The organism is Pseudomonas sp. GW823-FHT02C05, assembly GCF_058797595.1.
In genome coordinates, this window is the sequence record NZ_JBXAJU010000002.1 from 803,946 (window position 1) to 823,101 (window position 19,156).

Below are 19,156 nucleotides of genomic sequence, written 5' to 3' on the forward strand. Positions count from 1 at the left end.
GGCCTTGAACGGCGCTGGCAGCGATTGTCCGGGGGCTGCCTGGGCTTGCTGCTGATGTTGCCCGCAGTGGCGGCTGCCGCGGTGTATGTGCCCAACGCCGGGCAGGCGATGCGCGACATCCAGGCCACGCAACCGGCCTTGCCGGAGCAGCCGGCACCGGAGCTGGACCTGCCGGCGAAGCCGCCGAGCGCCTCTGCCCAGGCTCCGGACACCTCCGGCATCCGCTTGCAGGTCAACGACTTCGTGATCGTCGGCAACCAGGTGTTCAGCAACGAGACGCTGCAAGCCCTGCTGGCGGACCTCAAGGGCCAGGAGCTGGACCTGAACCAGCTGCGCGCGGCCGCCGAGCGCCTGACGACCTATTACCAGAACCAGGGCTACATGCTGGCCCGGGCCTTCCTGCCGGCCCAGGACATCGAGGACGGCGTGGTGCGTATCGAGGTCATGGAAGGTCGCTACGGTCGTATTCAAGTGAACAACCAGTCCCGGGCCCTGAATTCGGTGATCACAGGCCCGCTGTCGTCACTGCACAGCGATACCGCGGTCCGCAGTGAAGATCTTGAACGCAGCCTGCTGCTGTTGAGCGACCTTCCCGGGGTCCGGGTCAAGGGCACTCTCAGTGCCGGCGAGCAGCGCGGCACCACCGACCTGCTGGTCAATGCGCAGCCCGGGCCCTGGGCCAGCGGCACCCTGGAAGCCGACAACTTCGGCGGCTACTACACCGGCGAATACCGCCTCGGGGGCAGCCTCAACCTCAACAACCCCTTGCGCCTGGGCGATCAGTTCAACCTGCGCCTGCTCGGCAGCGATGAGGACCAGCGCTACTACCGCGCCGCCTACAAGCTTCCCCTGGGCCCCTGGTCCACCAGTGTGGGCGTGGCCTATTCGCGGATGAACTACGAGTTGAGCCGGGACTTCGAGGTGCTGGAGGCCCACGGCCAGGCGAGCATCGGCAGTGTCTTCATCACTCAGCCGCTGATCCGCAGCCGCACCTTCGATCTCAGCGCCCAGTTGCAGTACGAGGACAAGCGCCTGCGCGACGACATCGACCTGTTCGAAGTCAGCAGCCAGAAGCATGTGGAACTGTGGAGCCTGAGCCTCAACGGCAACTCCCAGGACAGCCTGCTCGGCGGCGGGCAGAACTTCTTCTACCTCACCTACGGCAGTGGCCGGTTGAGCATCGACGACCCGATGGACCAGTGGCGCGACCATTTCACGGCCGGCACCAACGGTGGCTTTCAGAAGCTCAACCTCAATGCCGCGCGCCTGCAGTACCTGAGCCCGCGCTTTCAGCTCTATGGCCAGTTCAACGGCCAATGGTCCTCGACCAACCTGGACAGCTCGGAAAAATTCGGCATCGGCGGCCCCTTCGATGTGCGCGCCTATCCCCAGGGAACCAGCAGTGGCGACCAGGGCTGGCAGGCCAGCCTGGAACTGCGCTTTCTCCTGGCCCCGCGCTGGCAGCTCAAGGCGTTTGTCGATCACGGCGCGGTGCAGGTCAACAAGAGCCCCTGGATCCACGACGAGAACCGCCGCCAGTTGTCGGGCGCCGGTGTGGGTGCCAGTTGGAGCGGTCCTTCGCAGCAGATCAGCGTGACCAGTGCCTGGGCCCTGGACAACAACCAGGAAGGCAGCGGGCCCGAGCGCACGCCGCGGATCTGGGCCAGCGCGACACAGTATTTCTGAAGGCCGGCGTGTGCTTCGGAGGTGGTGCCGTCCTGCATAGGTTGCAGGGCGTTAATAAGTAGATAAGGAGTCAACGTGAATAAGGTTTATGCATTGGTGTGGAATCAGGCCCAGGGCTGCTGGAGTGTGACCGACGAGGGCGCACGCCGTCGTCGCCGCTCCGGAACACGCAAGGGCCTGGTGGTGATGGTGGCCGGGCTGCTGGGCATTGGTGTTCTGCCTGTGGCCTTCGCGTTGCCGACGGGAGGCACGGTGGTCTCCGGCACGGCGGACATCCTGACGTTCGACAATGGCAAGCAGATGTCGATCAACCAGCACACTGACAAGCTGATCACCAACTGGAACGACTTCAGCGTGAACCGTGGCCAGACGGTGACCTTCAGCCAGCCGACCAAGACCTCGGTGGCCCTGAACCGGGTGATTGGCGTCAATGGCAGTAACATCCAGGGGCAGATCAATGCCAACGGCCAGGTGTTCCTGATCAACCCCAACGGGGTGGTATTCGGCAACAACGCCCAGGTCAACGTCGGTGGCCTGGTGGCCTCGACCCAGAACATCACCGATGCCAACTTCACCGCCGGCAACTACAAATTCGCCGGGACCTCGCAGGCTGAAGTCGTCAACAACGGCATGATTACCGCCACCGATGGCGGCGGCGTGGCGCTGATCGGCAAGACTGTGCGCAACGAAGGTGACATCAAGGCGCAGAAGGGCAGCGTGGCCCTGGGTGGCGGCAACGAGTTCACCGTCAGCTTCGACAGCAACAACCTGCTGGACCTGAAAGTCGATGCCGCGGCGATCGATGCGCTGGTCAGCAACGGCGGGCTGCTCAAGGCCGACGGCGGGCAGGTATTGATGACCGCCAAGAGTGCAGGCTCGATGCTGCAGACCGTGGTCAACAACCAGGGCGCCATTGAAGCCAACACCCTGTCGCGCAAGGCCGGCAAGATCACCCTGGACGGCGGTGACGTCGGCGTGGTCAACGTCGGCGGCTCGCTGAGCGCCAACGCACTGACTGCCATCGGCGATGGCGGCGTGGTGGAAACCAAGGGCGCCACCACCAAGGTGCAACTGGCCGCCCGGGTCAACACCCTGGCCAACAATGGCCGGGCCGGGACCTGGAAGATCAGCTCTTCGGACGTCACGGTCAATCCGACCTCCACGCCCGGTGAAACCACGGTGTATGCCGATACCCTGTCGCACAACCTGGCTACCACCAACATCGAGTTGAACAGCAAGGCCGGCAACGTGTCGATCGATGGTGATATCGCCTGGGCCAGCGGCAATCAATTGAGCGTGGCCTCGGCCCAGGACATCAGCCTCAACAAGAACCTCAAGAGCAGCGGTGCGGGCGCCCGTATCGAACTCAATGCCAATCGGGACATCAAGATCAATGGTGCAGTAGCGCTGACCGGGGTCAACAGCAGCCTGGGCCTGGACTACGGCAACAGCTACGCCCTGGGGCCGAAGGGCCAGGTCACCCTGTCCGGCAGTGGCGCCTGGTTCGACGCCAATGGCGACCTGTACAAGGTGATCCAGAACGCCGCGCAATTGCAGGCGATCGGTACCAGCCTCGACGGCCTGTATGTGCTGGGCAACGACATCAAGGGCACCGGCAGCATCAAGTCCATTGGTGGCAGCCGAGAGTTCAACGGGGTCTTCGACGGCCTGGGCAATACCATCAGTGGTTTCACGGTCAATACCGACGGCCCTTACGGCGGTCTGTTCGGCCGCTCGTCCGGCACCATCAGCAACCTCAAGCTGGCGTCGATGAACATCTACGGTGCCACCTCCAACGCAGGCTTCGGCAAAATCGGTGGTCTGGTCGGCGTAAACACCGGCCGCATCGAAAACGTCAGTGGCACCAACCTCAACGTCTTCGCCAACAGCAACCAGAACAACATTGTCGGCGGCCTGGTCGGTGTCAACGCCGGCGGCACCATCGATCGTGGCTCGATGGCCGGTACGGTGACCGGTAATGCCAACACCTCCGCCGTCGGTGGGCTGGCGGGGGAAAACAACGTCGCTTCGACTGGCCTCGGCACCATTACCAACAGCACCACCGACGTGCGGGTGCTGGGCACCATGCAGGTCACCACCAATGGCGGCATGGGCGGCCTGGTAGGCGTCAACAAGGGCGGCCTGATTAGCGACTCTTCGAGTGCTGGCACCGTCGGTACCGGGTTCAACCGTTACGTCCAGGACCCGAACCTGGGTGGCCTGGTGGGTTACAACCAGGGTGGCAGGATCGAACGCGCCAGCTCCTCGGTCGGCGTCTGGGGGTACACCGCCAGCCGTATCGGCGGCCTGGTGGGCTTCAACAACAACGGCGCTATCGTCGACTCCAGCGCCAGTGGCGCGGTGGTCGGTGCGGGCTCCGTGGCTGCCGGTGGCCTGGTGGGCTGGAACCAGAACAGCGAGCTCAATAACGTCAAGGCCACAGGCAAGGTCAGCGATTCGACCGGTGCCAACGTCGGCGGGCTGGTGGGCAAGAACGACAACAGTCGGATCCACACGGCTGAAGTGACAGGTGATGTGGTCGGCGGAGCCAGCGGCAACATCGGTGGCCTGATCGGGCACAACTTTGGTGGCAACACCGAATATGTCGTGGCCCGTGGCAAGGTCAGCGGCGGCAACCTCAGCTACGTCGGCGGCCTGGTGGGCTACAACGACGGTGACCTGAGTTCGGCCGAGGCCAGCGGTGACGTCAGCGGCGGCGCCAACAGCTTTGTCGGCGGGCTGGTGGGGACCAACGGCGACTTTGTCGATCACCGGATCAACAGTGCCTCGGCCAAAGGCAATGTGGTGGGCGGTAGCCAGAGTTCGGTGGGTGGCCTGGTCGGCCAGAACAATTCGTTCATCACCAACTCCCTGGCCAATGGTCAGGTGAGCGGCGGCACCTATGCCCGCCTGGGTGGCCTGGTCGGCTTGAACATGGGCGATCTGCGCAACTCCGTGGCCTACGGCAACGTCAAGTTCGTGTCGAACTACGCCCAGACCTACGGCGGCCTGGTCGGGGTCAACTACGGCGACATGCGCTACAACACGGCGCTGGGCCTGGCGACTCAGGTACCCGCGGTCGGCCTGAACCAGGGCGACATTCGCAACTGATGATCCACAACCACTGATCCGAGGAATGGCAGTTGCCCCCGGTGCGCCTGGCGCACCGGGTTCCGGCTGCTGGCGGGTACCTGCTTGTCTCGTTCCTTGATGATCTTTTTTAAGGGTGGCCGCGAGCAGCCGGCCACTGTTGGGTAATCCATCTCGTTTGTGCAGAACGCTGCCCTTGTCATGGGCGGTATCACCAAGGCGCAGACAGGGAGAAAGACAGATGATTCGCCAATGGCTGAGGCTTGTAGCCGATTGCAGACCGCTGCCCCTGTGGGTTCATGGCGTCATGCTCGCAGGGGTGCTTTGCGGCTGGGGCGGCGCAGAGGCGCAAGCGGCCTCGTTGAACGGTTATGCCAGGGACTGCAACCTCAGCAGCAAGGCCGGTTCTCCCTGGAGGCTGGTCAACCCGTTGAACACCAATACCCCGGTGGGAACCGTGTTGTGGGAGCGTACGGTGACCTTGCATACCAGTTTCAACCTGGCGATCTCCGGGAAACCGCGGGAGCTGGTGACCGCCGGACATTGGAGCCCCGGTACGCCGCAGACCGATGACGCCGCGCCTACCGATGTCGCCGGCATTGGCCTGCGACTGGACGTAGCTCCGCAAGGGCGGGAGAGAATACGAGTGACCCAGGTCACTTCTCCCATTGTCCTGGAAAAAAATGATGACCTGATCTACGAGAGCGGTTTACCCGCTCAGACCATGGTCACCCAGATTATTCAATCGCTGATCCTGACCGTACCGCCGGATCAGTTGCCCGCGGGCACTCTCAAAGTGACCCAGGTAACAGGCTCGTCCTACCTGCAGTTGTATGCGTACGACCTGGAAAAAAACGAATCAACCCTGGGATCCCAATTGGGCAAGCTCAGCCCGCCGCTGACCTACAGCTGCCGCAAGAGCCTGGTCATGGGCGGCCTGGACTTCAACATGGACATCGAGCTGCCCAAGACCTGTGTGGTGGAAGCCTACAAGGAGATCGGCGTGCGCCTGGGGCGCTTCTCCCTGGCGGACTTTCCCCAGGTCAATGCCACCTCGCCCGAGGTTCCCTTCAGCATCGGGTTGAGCCGCTGTTCGATGCAGGCCCGGCCTCGCATCAGCTTTATCGACAAGTCAGGGGGCTCTGCGGTCAAGGGCGTGCTGGGCCTGATCGATTCCACCACCCGCGGGTTCGGCATTGTCATGACCAATGGGCTGACCTCGGAGCGCATCGAGTACAGCGGCCAGAGCTACGAGATGCAGCGCATCGGCGATGGCGCAAGCATTCCCCTGCGAGCCAGCTACATCCGCATCGGCAATGACCAGGAGGTTCACGCCGGAGGGGCTGCCAACGGGGCTGCAGAGTTCACTTTTACCTTCCCATGATCGCGACCGCTCATTGAGCCGGGCCGTCCGTGGGCAAGTTCTACCCAACACCGTCGTCCAGTTTGAAGGCCTAGCGAGCGCTTCAGCGGCAGTGCCGTGCTGCAAAGGTTTGCAGTACGTAGATAAATCGATATGGAGTTTTCATGAACAAGATCTATGCATTGGTATGGAACCAGGCCCAGGGCTGCTGGAACGTCACTCACGAAGGCGCCCGGCGTCGGCGTGCCGGCTCCGGCAAGGGCCTGGTGGTGGCAGTTGCCAGTCTGTTGGCATTGACCGGGTTGCCTTCGGCGTTTGCCTTGCCCACGGGAGGGGAGGTGGTGTCCGGCAGTGCCGATTTCCATACCCAGGGCCAGCACATGTCCATCAATCAGCAGACGGACAAGCTGGTCACTCAGTGGAAGGATTTCAACGTGCAGAACGGTCAGTCGGTGACCTTCAACCAGCCCACCAGCACTTCGATCGCCCTGAACCGGGTCGTGGGTGTCAATGGCAGCCAGATTCACGGGCAGATCAACGCCAATGGCCGGGTGTTCCTGATCAACCCCAACGGCGTGGTGTTCGGCCAGGGCGCTCAGGTGAATGTCGGTGGTCTGGTGGCTTCGACCCGGGATATCAGCGATGCCGATTTCAAGGCCGGCAACTACAAGTTCGCCGGCACCTCGGCAGCCGAGGTGGTCAACCAGGGCTCCATCACTGCCGCTGACGGCGGTGGCGTGGCGCTGCTCGGGGCCAGGGTGACCAACCAGGGCACCATCAAGGCGCAGAACGGCCGTGTGGCGTTGGCCGCAGGCGATGGCTTCACCGTCAGCTTCGATGACAACCAACTGCTGGACCTGCATGTCGACAGCGCAGCGCTCGACGCGCTGGTGCACAACACCGGCACCGGCCTGCTCAAGGCCGATGGCGGGCAGGTGCTGATGACCGCCAAGAGCGCGGGCTCCGTGCTGCAGACGGTGGTCAACAACCAGGGCACCGTCGAAGCCAACACCCTGTCGCAGAAGGCCGGGCGCATTACCCTGGATGGCGGCGACGTGGGCGTGGTCAGCGTTGATGGCTCGCTGCGCGCCAGTGCGCTGGACGGCAAGGGCGATGGTGGGGTGATCGAGACCCGGGGCGCCAACACTCGGGTGCAACTGACGACCAAGGTCGACACCCAGGCCAGGGATGGCCAGACGGGCACCTGGAAGATCGCCAGCAACGAAGTCAAGGTGGGCTCCTTCCTCACCGCCAAGAGCAACACTGCCCATGCCGACACCTTGTCGCGCAACCTGGCAACCACTAATATCGAACTGGCCAGTGGCAAGGGCGACGTGGCGGTGGAAAACGGGCTCTTCTGGTTCAGTGGCAACCAGTTGACCCTCTCTTCGGCCAAGGACATCCGCCTGGATGACAGCCTGTTTGCCGGTGGCGCCAATGCCCGGGTGGAACTCAACGCCCAGGGGGACATCAAGCTCAATCGTCAGCTGACGCTGAGCGGCAGCAACAGCAGCCTCGGGCTGAACCATGGCGGCAACTTTGCGCTGGGCCAGAATGGCGGCGTCACCCTGTCCGGCAACGGCGCCCGCTTCGATGCCAACGGCGAAGCTTACAGCGTGATTCAAAACGCCACGCAGTTGCAGGCGATCGACCAGGATCTGGCGGGCCGCTACGTGCTGGGCAACTCCATCGACAGCAGTGCACGCCTGACCTCCATCGGTGGGCAGCAAACCTTCAGCGGCGTCTTCGAGGGCCTGGGTAACACCCTCAGCGGTTTGACGGTCAACAGCAACGGCACCGACGGCGGGCTGTTCGCCAGTTCGTCCGGCAGCATCGGCAACCTCAAGCTGGCCTCGATGACCATCAACGGCGCCACGTCCACCACCGGTAGCAGTGCCGTCGGTGGCCTGGTGGGGCGCAACAGCGGGAAAATCGCCAACGTCAGTGCCAGCAAACTGCGGGTGAATGCCAAGGGCCGGCAGGACAACCTGGTCGGCGGCCTGGTGGGCAGCAACGCCGGTGGCTCCATCGACGCGTCGTCGGTGGCCGGTGTGGTATTGGGCAATAGCTTTACCTCGGCGGCCGGTGGCCTGGTGGGCGAAAACCGTCAGGTGGTGGGCAGTGGCGGCACCGTGACCAACAGCAGCGCCGATGTCCGGCTCACCGCCAGCATCGCCAGCAACGCCGAGGGCGGTGTGGGCGGGTTGGTGGGCGTCAATCATCAAGGGCTGATTGCCGGTTCCTCCAGTTCTGGAACGGTTTCCAGTGGTGACAGCTACAGCTACAAGGGCACCAACCTGGGTGGCCTGGTGGGTTACAACCAGGGCGGCCGCATCGAGGGTTCCCAGTCTTCGACGGCGGTCTCGGGCAATGGCGCGAGCCATGCCGGCGGCCTGGTGGGGCGCAACGAGTCGGGCCGCATCAGTGACTCTGTCGCCAGCGGCGGGCTGCTGGGCAAGAACTTTGCCACGGCCGGTGGCCTGGTGGGCCTGAACCAGGACAGCACGTTGCACAACGTCACGGCCAGTGGTTCGGTCAATGGCGGCAGCAGCCTGCACATCGGTGGTCTGGTGGGGCAGAACATCGACGGCCACATCAGCCTTGCCGAGGCCTTCGGCCTGGTCCAGGGCGCGAGCAACAGCAACGTGGGCGGGCTGGTCGGCTACAACGTGGGCGGGCTGGTTGCCAACTCAACGGCCTGGGGCAACGTCGTGGGCAAGGACCAAAGCCACGTCGGCGGGCTCATCGGCTACAACGCCGGGGACCTGAAGTCGGTGGAAGCCCGTGGTGATGCCAGTGCTGGCGCCAAGAGCGCGGTGGGCGGCCTGGTGGGTACGCATGGCGTTCTCAAGGGTGACAGCCTTATCGACACCGCTTCGGCCAAGGGCAATGTCTCCGGGGGCAGTTACAGCGTGGTCGGTGGCCTGGTGGGGCAGAACAACGCGCGGATCGTCAACGCGCTTGCCAGTGGTGAGGTTTCAGGCAGCCGGGATGCACGGCTTGGCGGCTTGGCGGGGGTGGACCTGGGTGACATTCGCCAGTCCGCATCCTTCGGCAATATCCAGGTGATTGCGCCCAACTACGCAAGCCTGGGTTACGACCGCCCGTTCAGTCAGGCGGCCGACTTCAACCAGGGGGTGATGGGCAACTGAATCGCCCCCGGCCGTCGATAGAGGCACTTGCCCACTTCGGATATGCCCTGGCAACCCAGGGCGTGTCCGGAATCGGCTGCCTGCTTCAGCATCGATGGAGTGTCCTGCCCTTGGGCACTTTCGATTGGCTGGCGTTTGGGCAACCTTGAAACCAACCCCTGCATCCATCGCGGATCAGGGGTTTTTTATGGCCTGCCTCAGACGCCCAGGCTTTCCAGGTCCCGTGCCAGCATCACCAGTTGGTGGGCCAGGGAGCTTTCGAGTTTTTCGCTGGACAGCTGGAAGCTCGGGGCGCCGCAGGTCAGGGCCATGATGCTGCCGTCGGCCAGGCGCAGTGGCACGCCGGCACCGTTGACGTTGCGGTCCCACTCGCCCAGTGACAGGCAGAAGCCGAACTCTTCGTATTCACGGAAGGAGTCTTCCAGGGATTTTTCCAGGGCAGGCCATTCATCACCGAGCTTTTTCGCCACTTCCCCCAACAGATGGTCACGCTCGATTTTCGGCGTGGCGGCCAGGTAGGCGCGCCCGGCGGCGCTGGTGGCCAGGGGCAGGCGCAGCCCGGGCTCCATGCGCAGGCTGGCAACTTCCGGCGGGCGGCTGCTGTCGACGTGGATCATCGACAGGCGATCGCGGCAAGTCAGGCTGACGGTGGTGTTGGTGCGGCGCGAGAACTCGTCCATGAACGGCTTGCCCAGCTGGCGCACCCGCAGGCTGGCGGAGTAGGCGTAGCCCAGGGCCAGTACCGCTGAATCCAGCTGGTACTTCTCCAGGTCCTGGTTGTACTTGAGGTAGCCCAGCTGCGTCAGGGTGTAGGTCAGGCGCGACACCGTGGGCTTGGGCAGGCCGGTGATGCGCGCGATGTCCTGGTTGCCGCGTACCGCGTGACCGTGGGTAAAGGCCCGCAGGACCTCCAGGCCTCGGGCCAGGGCTTCGACGAACTTACGGTCTTTGGGCGCTTGTTCCGGGGAGTCGTTCGGGTCTTGCATGGGGTCTTCCGGTAGGGGCTGGTGCCGGGCGCAATGCCGGTTGACCACGCAGCGGATTCGTGGAAACAAAGGAAAAATGTTATCCCGGAACCGCCGCAATTGAAATCTGCGATTCCCTGACGAAACCCGATTCCGTTCCTGACGCCATCACCGGCCAATCAAGGGCACGCCATAACCTCAGTGGCTGCCGCGCGCAGGCGGCCGCGCTTGAACACCCCTTCGGCGCTGGCCAGCAGGCGGTCCTGGGCATCCAGCAGGTCGCAGCTGGCCATGAAGATCTTGGCCCCGCCGCCGCGCAGGCGGGCCACGGCCCGGACCTCGGTGGCCGGTGGGATCGCGGCCATGTAGTTGATGTTCAGGGACAGGGTCAGGGCCAGCCGCCACTGGGCGGGGTCGGCATGCCAGGTGCCGCTCATGCCCATGGCGGTGTCGGCCAGGGAGGCGATGACACCGCCGTGCAGATTGCCGGCCTGGTTGAGGTGATGAGGTTGGACGGTGACCGCGATGACGGTTTGCGCCTGCTGGTATTCCCGCAGGTTCAACCCGAGATGGGCCGCGAATCCGCTGAACAGGCCTTGCAGCATCGAAACTTCGGGTACGGCACTCATGGGCGATGGCTCTTGGGTCAGTCCCGGTCGGGTTTCCTGGAGGGCAGGTGTTCCCCGTGGCCAGGCAGCAGTGATTGTTCTGATTGTGTTTCGCAGGGCAGATAGTTCGTTGAAATGCAGGATGTCAGCGAATATTCTACTGGTCAATATGGAATGTTATTTCGCACAGCGGAATATAAGTGGTTGAAAATCACGCCCCGCATGGGGCAGGATCGATCCGGGGCGGTGGCCCATCAACGTGCGGCCTGGCTGGCCAGCCGGCACCGGATGACGCTGTCCATGGCTGTTCCCTCGATCATTCCCGGGCTTGAAGGAGTCTTCCATGTCCACCGCTCGTACCCAGCGCCCCCATCACCGTGTCTGGCCCAAGCGCCTGCCCCTGGCCTTGTCGGTGCCGGCCACCTCGCTCTGGTTCAACCTGGAGGTGGCGGCCCGGCGTTACCCGGACAAGGTCGCCTACCGGTTTTTCGGCCACACGCTGAGCTTTGCCCAGTTGCAGGCCGAGGCCCTGGCGCTGGCCGGCTGGTTGCAGGGCGAAGGGGTCGAGCCCGGTGACCGGGTGGCGCTGTACCTGCAGAACTGCCCGCAATTCATCATCGCCTGCTACGCCATCCTGCGGGCCAATGCGGTGCTGGTGCCGATCAACCCGATGAACAAGGTGCAAGAGCTGAGCTACCAGCTCGGCGATGCCCAGGCGCGGGTACTGATCTGCGCCGCGGACCTGGCGCCCATCGCCCAGGCGGCGAATGCCAGCCTCGAACCCGAGCAGCGACTGCACCGGGTCTTGGTGACCCGCTACAGCGATGCCATGCCGGCATCGGCGGACATGCACCCGGCGGAGGTCGCCAGCGCCGAGATCGATGCCTGGCTGCGCAGCGAGCCAGCGCTGCCCGAGGGCTACCAGCGCTGGAACGAGGCCCTGGCCCAGGCACGTTGCCCCGGCCCGCACACTGCCCAGGCCGATGACCTGGCGCTGCTGCAATACACCTCGGGCACCACCGGCCATCCCAAGGGCTGCATGCACACCCATCGCAGCCTGATGAGCAACGCGGTCAGCGGCAGTTGGACCCAATCCACCGTGGAGTCGGTGGGCCTTGGGGTCGTGCCGTTCTTCCACATCACCGGCCTGGTGTGCTTTGTCCTGCGGGCGGTGTTCGATGCCACCAGTACGGTGATCATGCCGCGCTGGGATCGGGAGCTGGCCGGGCGGCTGATCTCGCGGTACCGGGTGACCCACTGGACCTGCATCCCGACCATGGTCATCGACCTGTTCGCCAGCCCCCATTACCAGGACTTCGAACTGTCGAGCCTGGTGCATATCAACGGTGGCGGGGCGGCGATGCCCGAGGCGGTGGCGCAGCGCCTGCGCCAGGAGTTCGGCCTGACTTTTCTCGAAGGCTACGGCCTCACCGAAACCGCCGCCGCCAGCCATGGCAACCCCCCTGAGCGGGCCAAGCTGCAATGCCTGGGCATGCCGTTCTTTGGCGTCGATTCACGGGTGGTGGACCCGCGCACCCTGGAGGAACTTGCACCCGGCGAGGTGGGGGAAATCATCACCTCTGGCCCGATGCTGTTCAAAGGCTACTGGCGCAACCCTGAAGCCACCGAGGCGGCGTTCGTCGAGTTCGAGGGCAAGCGTTTCCTGCGTACCGGCGATCTGGGGCACATGGATGAGGAGGGCTATTTCTTTCTCACCGACCGCCTCAAGCGAATGATCAACAGCAGCGGCTTCAAGGTCTGGCCGGCGGAAGTGGAGGCGCTGCTGTTCAAGCACCCGGCGGTGCACGAAGCCTGTGTCATCGCCACCCGGGACGCCTACCGCGGGGAAAGCGTCAAGGCCCTGGTGGTGCTGCGCAGCGAGGCCCGGGGCCGCACCGCCAGCGAAGAGATCATCGCCTGGGCGCGCGAGCACATGGCCGCCTACAAGGTGCCGCGGGTGCTGGAGTTCGTCGACAGCCTGCCCAAGTCCGGCTCCGGCAAGGTGATGTGGCGCGTGCTCCAGGATCGCGAGGCGACCCATAGCTGAAGAGTGATTTCCCTGGCGGGCCAACCCGCGACTGCGTCGGAGACGACAATGACTACAACAACAATAACGGTCCAGGATCCCCACGCCTCACCCGAGCATGCCCGGCAGCTCGACACGCTGTACGCCAGGATCCGCTGGCGCCTGCTGCCGCTGTTGATGCTGTGCTACATGGTGGCCTTTCTGGACCGGGTGAACATCGGCTACGCCCAGTTGCAGATGAAGCAGACCCTGCCGTTCGGCGATGCGGTGTATGGCCTGGGGGCGGGGATCTTCTTCATCGGCTACTTCATCTTCGAAGTGCCCAGCAACCTGATGCTCAAGCGCAGCGGCGTGCGCAAGACCCTGTTGCGGATCATGTTCTGCTGGGGCCTGGTGGCCGCGGCGATGATGTTCGTCAGCACCCCGATGCAGTTCTACGTTCTGCGTTTTCTTTTGGGGGCCTTCGAGGCCGGGTTCTTCCCCGGAGTGATCCTGTATTTCACCTACTGGTTCCCGGCGCCGCGCCGGGGGCAGGTGATCGCCATCTTCATGACCGCCGCCGCGGTCGCCGGGCTGATTGCCGGGCCGGTCTCGGGCAGCATCCTCAAGTACCTGGATGGCACGGTCGGCCTGCACGGCTGGCAATGGATGTTCATGATCCAGGGGCTGCCGGCCAGTGTCCTGGGGGTGGTGGCTTTTTTCTATCTGCAGGACAGCCCGGCCCGGGCCCGCTGGCTCAGCCCCGGGGAACAGCGCCTGCTGGACGCCGACATGGCCCAGGATCTGGCGAACGCCCGGGACAAATCCCAGGACAGCCTGGCGCAGATGTTTCGCGACCCCAGGATCTACCTGCTGTCCACGGCCTATTTCATGTTCCTGGGCGCCACCTACATGCTGGTGTTCTGGATGCCGAGCCTGATCCAGGGCTGGGGCAGCAAGGACCTGTTGCAGGTCGGGCTGATCACCGCGATCCCCAATATCGTCGGGATCGTCGGCATGGTGCTGATCGGGCAGCACTCCGACAAGCACCGGGAGCGGCGCTGGCACTTCGTCGGCTGCATGGCCATCGCGGTGTTCGGCCTGGCGGTCACCACCTTGCTCAACGGCCACCTGCTGCTGTCGGTTACGGCCCTGGGTTTTGCCTACGTGGGGATCAAGGCCGGCACGCCGATCTTCTTCGCCCTGGTCAGCGAGTACCTGTCGGTGGCGGCCACCGCCGGGGGCATTGCCTTCATCAGCAGCTTGGGCAACCTCGGCCCGGCGGTCACACCCTGGCTCAACGGGGTGATCAACAGCCATACCGGCGGCCACGTGTCGAGCATGTACCTGGGGATTGTCATGTACCTGCTGGCGGGCGGGCTGGTACTGGTGACCGCGCGCATCGCCCGGGTGCCCAAGGTCGCTGCGGTCGTCGCCGAATCATGAACTACCCATTGGATTGCCCAGGAGCCCGAACATGAGCCTGCCGAAGATTCTCACCCAGCATTTGCGCCTGCCAGTGGTGGCCGCGCCGCTGTTCATCATTTCCACTCCCGAGCTGGTGATCGCCCAGTGCAAGGCCGGGATCGTCGGTTCCTTTCCGGCGTTGAACGCACGGCCGGCCGAGCGCCTGGGGGAGTGGATCGAGCAGATCACCCAGGCCCTGGCCGAGCACGACCGGCTGCACCCGCAGCGGCCCGCCGCGCCGTTTGCGGTGAACCAGATCGTCCACCGCTCCAATGACCGGCTGGAGCAGGACATGGCGGTCTGCGTGCAGCACAAGGTGCCGATCATCATCACCTCCCTGGGCGCGCGCCCCGAGATCAACCAGGCGGTGCACAGCTACGGCGGCATCGTGCTGCACGACGTGATCAACAACCGTTTTGCGCGCAAGGCCGTCGACAAGGGCGCCGACGGCCTGATTGCCGTGGCGGCCGGCGCCGGAGGGCATGCGGGCACCCAGTCGCCGTTTGCCCTGGTGCAGGAAATCCGCCAATGGTTCGATGGCCCGCTGCTGCTTTCCGGGGCCATTGCCTCGGGGCGTTCGATCCTCGCGGCCCAGGCCCTGGGGGCGGACCTGGCCTACATCGGCTCGGCCTTTATCGCCACCCAGGAGGCCAACGCGGTGGCGGGCTACAAGCAGATGATCAGCCAGTCGGCGGCCGAGGATATCGTCTACACCAACCTGATCACCGGGGTGCACGGCAATTACCTGAAGGCCTCGCTGGTGGCTGCGGGGCTGGACCCCGATGACCTGCCCAGCAGCGATCCCTCGCAGATGAGCTTCGGCGCAGACAGGCACAAGCCCAAGGCCTGGAAGGAGATCTGGGGCTGCGGCCAGGGGATTGGCGTGGTTGACGGCGTACCGAGCGCCGGAGACTTGGTGGCGCGCCAGGGCAGGGAGTATCAGCAGGCCTGCCAGGAGCTGCGCACCCGGTTGCTGTAACGCACAAGTGGGGAAGGGGAGGCTGCCGGCAATGGCCGGCAGCGTCGTTTTCGCGATCTACCAGATCTTGTGGATGAGGCTCAGGGCGTGGCCGCGGTAGGCCAGGCTCTCCATGACCTCCAGGTAGCGGTTGTCGACCTCGGCCACGCCCTTGCCGGGCGCCGCGCTGATGCGGCGCCAGGCTTGGCTTGGGTTCAGCAGGGGGGATTGAGCGCAGCGTCGGGCAGCGCGCTGCGCACCGGGCAAGGAAGGCGGCGACACCTGCGGCCCTTGCGACAGGCCCAGGTGGCCGCCCGGGCCGCGATTCATGGGGCCTATTGCTTGCCGAGGGCGATGTAGCGTTGCAGGTGGTGATCCTCGTCCCCCAACTGATGGTCGATCATCACCAGCCGCTTGGCGTAATGGGCCAGGGGCAGCTCCCAGGTCATGCCGATGCCGCCGTGCAACTGGATGCATTCTTGCGCCACCAGGGTGCCGATGCGGCCGATGCTGACCTTGGCCGCTGACAGCGCGCGCTCGCGGTCCAGGCGATCGGCCTCCAGGGCCGAGGCGGCATTGATCACCGCCGAGCGCGCTTGTTCGATCTCCAGCAGCAGCACCGCCATGCGATGTTGCAGTGCCTGGAAACTGCCGATCGGGCGGCCGAACTGCTGGCGGGTGCGCAGGTAATCCAGGGTCGCCACTTTGGCCACCTCCATGGCGCCCAGGGCTTCGGCGCACAACGCCAGCACGCCGCGGCCAATGGCCCGCTCCAGGGTGGCATGGCCCTGGTGCAGGGTGCCCAGCAGGGCAGAGCCCGGCACAAGCAGCTGGTTCAGGCGCACCTGCGCCACGGGGCCGCCATCGAGGGTGGCGCTGCCGCGGATCTCCAGGCCCGGGGTGTCCCTGGGCACCAGGAACAGCGAAATGCCCTGGCTGTCGTCAATGGTCCCGGCGGTGCGGGCCGACACCACCAGCAACCCGGCCTGCTCGCCGTGCAGCACCAGGCTCTTGGTGCCATCCAGGCGCCAGCCGTCGGCCTGGGGTTCGGCGCGGCAGGCGACCCGGTTGAGTTCGTAGTGGCTGTCGGGTTCGTCATGGGCCAGGGCGGCGATCAGGCTGCCGTCGATGATCTGCGCCAGCTCGATCTTCTGCGTTTCGGTGCCGGCGCTGGCGATGGCGTCCCCGGCCAGCACCGCGCTGCCCAGCAGCGGTTCCACCAGCAGCCCGCGGCCCACGGCCTCGAAGACCAGGGCCAGGTCGAAGCCACCGCCGCCGTAGCCACCGTCGGCTTCGCTGAACAGGGCGCCGATCACCCCCATCTCTGCCAGCTGCTGCCAGATCCCGGAGTTGAAACCCTGGCCTGACTGCAGGCTCTGCTGGCGTTTGTCCAGGTTGTAGTGCTGGGCGATAAAGCGGTTCAAGCTGTCGCCGAGCATGCGCCGTTCTGCGCTGTGTTCGAAGTTCATGTGCGCACCCTCAGAGCCCGAGAATCATTTTCGAAATGATGTTTTTCTGGATTTCATTGGAGCCGCCGAAGATCGACAGCTTGCGATTGTTGAAGTACTGCGCCGCCGCGCTGCTGGCGAAGGCCGGGCCCAGGTCCATCGTCCCGGTGTCGCCTTCGTCCTGCATGACCCGGGCGGCGGGGCCCATGGCCCGGCGCAGCAGAGCGGTGAGCTCCTGGCGGATTTCCGTGCCGCAGATCTTCAGCATCGAGCTTTCCGCGCCGGGCGCGCCGCCACCGGCCACCGCTGCGATCACCCGCAGGTTGGTGGTCTTCATGTTCTCAAGGTCGATCTCGACCCGGGCCAGGCGTGCAGCGAACTGCGGGTCTTCCAGCAGTGGCCGGCCATTGCGGGTGCGCTGTGCTGCCACGCGCTTGAGGCGTTGCAGCGCGGCCATGGACAAGCCGACCCCGGCAATGTTGGTGCGCTCGTAGGTCAACAGGTACTTGGCACAGGTCCAGCCCTTGTTTTCCTCGCCCACCAGGTTGGCCACCGGCACCCGCACGTCGGTGAAAAACACCTCGTTGATCTCGTGGTCGCCTTCCAGGGTGATGATCGGACGCACCTCGACCCCGGGGCTGGCCATGTCGATCAGCAGGAAGCTGATGCCTTCCTGGGGCTTGGCCTCGCGGTCGGTGCGCACCAGGCAGAAAATCATGTTGGCGTGCTGGCCCAGGGTGGTCCAGGTCTTCTGGCCGTTGACCACATAGTGATCGCCGTCGCGTACGGCCGTGGTCTTGACCGCCGCCAGGTCCGAGCCGGCACCGGGTTCCGAATAGCCCTGGCACCACCAGTGGCGGCCGTCGAGGATGCGCGGCAACCAGTAGTCCTGCTGCTGTGGGGTGCCGTACTTGATCAGCACCGGGCCCAGCATGTTGACCCCGAACGGCACGATGCGCGGCGCGTTGGCCAGGCCGCATTCGAGTTCGAAGATGAATTTCTCCACGGCGCTCCAGCCCGGCCCGCCAAAGGCCTCGGGCCAGTGGTTGGCCAGCCAGCCGCGGGTGTTGAGGGTCGAATGCCAATGCTCCATGTCGGCCTTGGACAGGCGTTCGCCATTGGCCACCTTGTCACTCAGTTCGCTGGGCAGGTGTTCGGCGAGGAAGGCCTGCACCTGATTGCGGAAGGCTTCTTCTTGGGGGGTGAAACTCAGGTCCATGTCGGCGTCCTCAATAGATTTCGAACAGCGCGGCGGCGCCCATGCCGCCGGCAATGCACATGCTGACCACGGCGTACTTGACCCCGCGGCGCCGACCTTCGAGCAGCACATGGCCGGCCAGGCGCGCACCGGTCATGCCGAACGGGTGGCCGAGGGCGATGGCCCCGCCGTTGACGTTCAGGCATTCATCGGCGATGCCCAGCCGCTGCTGGCAATAGAGCGCCTGGGAGGCGAAGGCTTCGTTGAGTTCCCAGAGGCCGATGTCGTCCACCTTGAGGCCGTGCCGGGCCAGCAGCCGGGGTACGGCGAACACCGGGCCGATGCCCATTTCGTCGGGTTCGCAACCGGCCACCGCCATGCCACGGAACACGCCCAGCGGTTGCAGGTTGGCGCGGGCCGCTTCACGGGCCTCCATCAGTACGCAGGCCGAGGCGCCGTCGGACAGTTGCGAGGCGTTGCCGGCGCTGACGAAGCGCTGCGGGCCCAGCACCGGTTCCAGTTTGGCCAGGGCCTCGTAAGTGCTCCCCGGGCGGTTGCAGGTGTCGGCGTCCACCGTGACCTGGTGCTGGCTGACCTCGCCGCTCTGCTTGTCGGTCACGGCCATGGTGGTGGTGCAGGGAATGATTTCCTCGCGGTAGTGCCCGGCCCGTTGCGCCGCTTCGGTCTTGTGCTGGCTGCGCAGCGAGAAACGGTCCTGGGCCTCGCGGCTGATGCCGTAGCGCGCGGCGACGATGTCCGCGGTCTCGATCATCGGCAGGAACAGCTCCGGCTTGTGCTGCACGAGCCAGGGATCGAGATCCGGGTCGTCGCTGCCGCGGCCGCGGATCTGCGAGATGCTTTCCACGCCACCGGCAATGATGGCGGGGGCGCCATCGACCACGATACGCCCGGCGGCCATGGCGATGGCCTGCAAGCCGGAGGCGCAGAAGCGGTTCACCGTGGTGCCGGCGATGCCGATGGGCAGGCCGGCGCGGACCACCGCCAGGCGCGCGACGTTGCGCCCGGTGGTGCCTTCGCCGTAGCCACAACCGAGGATGGCGTCCTCGATCAGCCCCGGGTCGATGCCGGCCCGTTCCACGGCGGCGCGTACCGCGAAAGCGGCGAGGGTCGGGCCGGGAGTGATGTTGAATTCGCCGCGGTGGGCCTTGGTCAGGGGCGTGCGTGCGGTGGATACGATGACGGCTTCGCGCATGGC

At 65.1% G+C, this 19,156-nt stretch carries 13 protein-coding genes; 7 read left to right on the forward strand and 6 right to left on the reverse strand.

The features are described from left to right. Nucleotides 1–54 precede the first annotated feature (54 nt). The 4 genes from AC1RGE_RS14725 (at nt 55) to AC1RGE_RS14740 (ending at nt 9,291) form a co-directional block, all read left to right on the forward strand. Nucleotides 55–1,686 (forward strand): ShlB/FhaC/HecB family hemolysin secretion/activation protein, encoded by a 1,632-nt coding sequence (locus tag AC1RGE_RS14725; RefSeq protein WP_492584622.1) that lies wholly within the window; start codon nt 55–57, stop codon nt 1,684–1,686. A 75-nt stretch (nt 1,687–1,761) separates the two neighbouring features. Continuing rightward, on the forward strand, nt 1,762–4,797 hold the full coding sequence (locus AC1RGE_RS14730) for a two-partner secretion domain-containing protein (RefSeq protein ID WP_011059805.1): 3,036 nt from the start codon (nt 1,762–1,764) through the stop codon (nt 4,795–4,797). A 220-nt stretch (nt 4,798–5,017) separates the two neighbouring features. After that, on the forward strand, nt 5,018–6,160 hold the full coding sequence (locus AC1RGE_RS14735; protein WP_228102246.1) for a fimbrial protein: 1,143 nt from the start codon (nt 5,018–5,020) through the stop codon (nt 6,158–6,160). Nucleotides 6,161–6,303: 143 nt separating this feature from the next. After that, a complete protein-coding gene (locus tag AC1RGE_RS14740) occupies nt 6,304–9,291 on the forward strand; it encodes a two-partner secretion domain-containing protein (protein ID WP_492584545.1) in 2,988 nt (995 codons plus the stop codon). A gap of 197 nt (nt 9,292–9,488) precedes the next feature. Here AC1RGE_RS14740 and AC1RGE_RS14745 read toward each other — a convergent pair whose 3' ends face one another. Together AC1RGE_RS14745 and AC1RGE_RS14750 are read right to left on the reverse strand one after the other, a co-directional pair. Further along, entirely contained in the window at nt 9,489–10,277 is a 789-nt protein-coding gene (locus tag AC1RGE_RS14745) for an IclR family transcriptional regulator (RefSeq protein ID WP_015634531.1), read from the reverse strand. A gap of 158 nt (nt 10,278–10,435) precedes the next feature. Further along, entirely contained in the window at nt 10,436–10,885 is a 450-nt protein-coding gene (locus AC1RGE_RS14750) for a PaaI family thioesterase (protein ID WP_019093300.1), read from the reverse strand. A gap of 322 nt (nt 10,886–11,207) precedes the next feature. Here AC1RGE_RS14750 and AC1RGE_RS14755 point away from each other — a divergent pair, with 322 nt between their 5' ends. From AC1RGE_RS14755 to AC1RGE_RS14765, 3 genes are read left to right on the forward strand one after another with little or no spacing between them, the layout of a single operon-like run. Then, nucleotides 11,208–12,911 (forward strand): long-chain fatty acid--CoA ligase, encoded by a 1,704-nt coding sequence (locus AC1RGE_RS14755; RefSeq protein ID WP_019093301.1) that lies wholly within the window; start codon nt 11,208–11,210, stop codon nt 12,909–12,911. Nucleotides 12,912–12,959: 48 nt separating this feature from the next. Next, nucleotides 12,960–14,315 carry an MFS transporter gene (locus AC1RGE_RS14760; protein ID WP_492584547.1) on the forward strand — a complete coding sequence of 452 codons (1,356 nt, stop codon included), beginning with the start codon at nt 12,960–12,962 and terminating at the stop codon, nt 14,313–14,315. 31 nt (nt 14,316–14,346) lie between these two features. Then, nucleotides 14,347–15,315, forward strand: coding sequence for an NAD(P)H-dependent flavin oxidoreductase (locus AC1RGE_RS14765; RefSeq protein WP_492584549.1), 969 nt, complete (start codon nt 14,347–14,349; stop codon nt 15,313–15,315). A 57-nt stretch (nt 15,316–15,372) separates the two neighbouring features. Here the strand turns inward: AC1RGE_RS14765 and AC1RGE_RS14770 are convergent, their stop codons facing one another. From AC1RGE_RS14770 to AC1RGE_RS14785, 4 genes are read right to left on the reverse strand one after another with little or no spacing between them, the layout of a single operon-like run. After that, entirely contained in the window at nt 15,373–15,624 is a 252-nt protein-coding gene (locus AC1RGE_RS14770) for a hypothetical protein (protein WP_019093304.1), read from the reverse strand. A gap of 5 nt (nt 15,625–15,629) precedes the next feature. Continuing rightward, nucleotides 15,630–16,763: an acyl-CoA dehydrogenase family protein gene (locus AC1RGE_RS14775; protein WP_492584551.1), complete on the reverse strand. Its 1,134-nt coding sequence runs from the start codon at nt 16,761–16,763 to the stop codon at nt 15,630–15,632. Nucleotides 16,764–16,773: 10 nt separating this feature from the next. Further along, entirely contained in the window at nt 16,774–17,961 is a 1,188-nt protein-coding gene (locus AC1RGE_RS14780; RefSeq protein WP_161466752.1) for an acyl-CoA dehydrogenase family protein, read from the reverse strand. Between the two features lie 10 nt (nt 17,962–17,971). Then, complete coding sequence (locus AC1RGE_RS14785; RefSeq protein ID WP_053149577.1) at nt 17,972–19,153, reverse strand: acetyl-CoA C-acyltransferase; 1,182 nt, start codon at nt 19,151–19,153, stop codon at nt 17,972–17,974. Nucleotides 19,154–19,156 lie beyond the last annotated feature (3 nt).

Coding starts and splice junctions, on each gene's coding strand:
- AC1RGE_RS14725 (WP_492584622.1), top strand. CDS start 55: ATGTTGCCCGCAGTGGCGGCTGCCGCGGTGTATGTGCCCAACGCCGGG.
- AC1RGE_RS14735 (WP_228102246.1), top strand. CDS start 5,018: ATGATTCGCCAATGGCTGAGGCTTGTAGCCGATTGCAGACCGCTGCCC.
- AC1RGE_RS14740 (WP_492584545.1), top strand. CDS start 6,304: ATGAACAAGATCTATGCATTGGTATGGAACCAGGCCCAGGGCTGCTGG.
- AC1RGE_RS14745 (WP_015634531.1), bottom strand. CDS start 10,277: ATGCAAGACCCGAACGACTCCCCGGAACAAGCGCCCAAAGACCGTAAG.
- AC1RGE_RS14750 (WP_019093300.1), bottom strand. CDS start 10,885: ATGAGTGCCGTACCCGAAGTTTCGATGCTGCAAGGCCTGTTCAGCGGA.
- AC1RGE_RS14755 (WP_019093301.1), top strand. CDS start 11,208: ATGTCCACCGCTCGTACCCAGCGCCCCCATCACCGTGTCTGGCCCAAG.
- AC1RGE_RS14760 (WP_492584547.1), top strand. CDS start 12,960: ATGACTACAACAACAATAACGGTCCAGGATCCCCACGCCTCACCCGAG.
- AC1RGE_RS14765 (WP_492584549.1), top strand. CDS start 14,347: ATGAGCCTGCCGAAGATTCTCACCCAGCATTTGCGCCTGCCAGTGGTG.
- AC1RGE_RS14770 (WP_019093304.1), bottom strand. CDS start 15,624: ATGAATCGCGGCCCGGGCGGCCACCTGGGCCTGTCGCAAGGGCCGCAG.
- AC1RGE_RS14775 (WP_492584551.1), bottom strand. CDS start 16,763: ATGAACTTCGAACACAGCGCAGAACGGCGCATGCTCGGCGACAGCTTG.
- AC1RGE_RS14780 (WP_161466752.1), bottom strand. CDS start 17,961: ATGGACCTGAGTTTCACCCCCCAAGAAGAAGCCTTCCGCAATCAGGTG.
- AC1RGE_RS14785 (WP_053149577.1), bottom strand. CDS start 19,153: ATGCGCGAAGCCGTCATCGTATCCACCGCACGCACGCCCCTGACCAAG.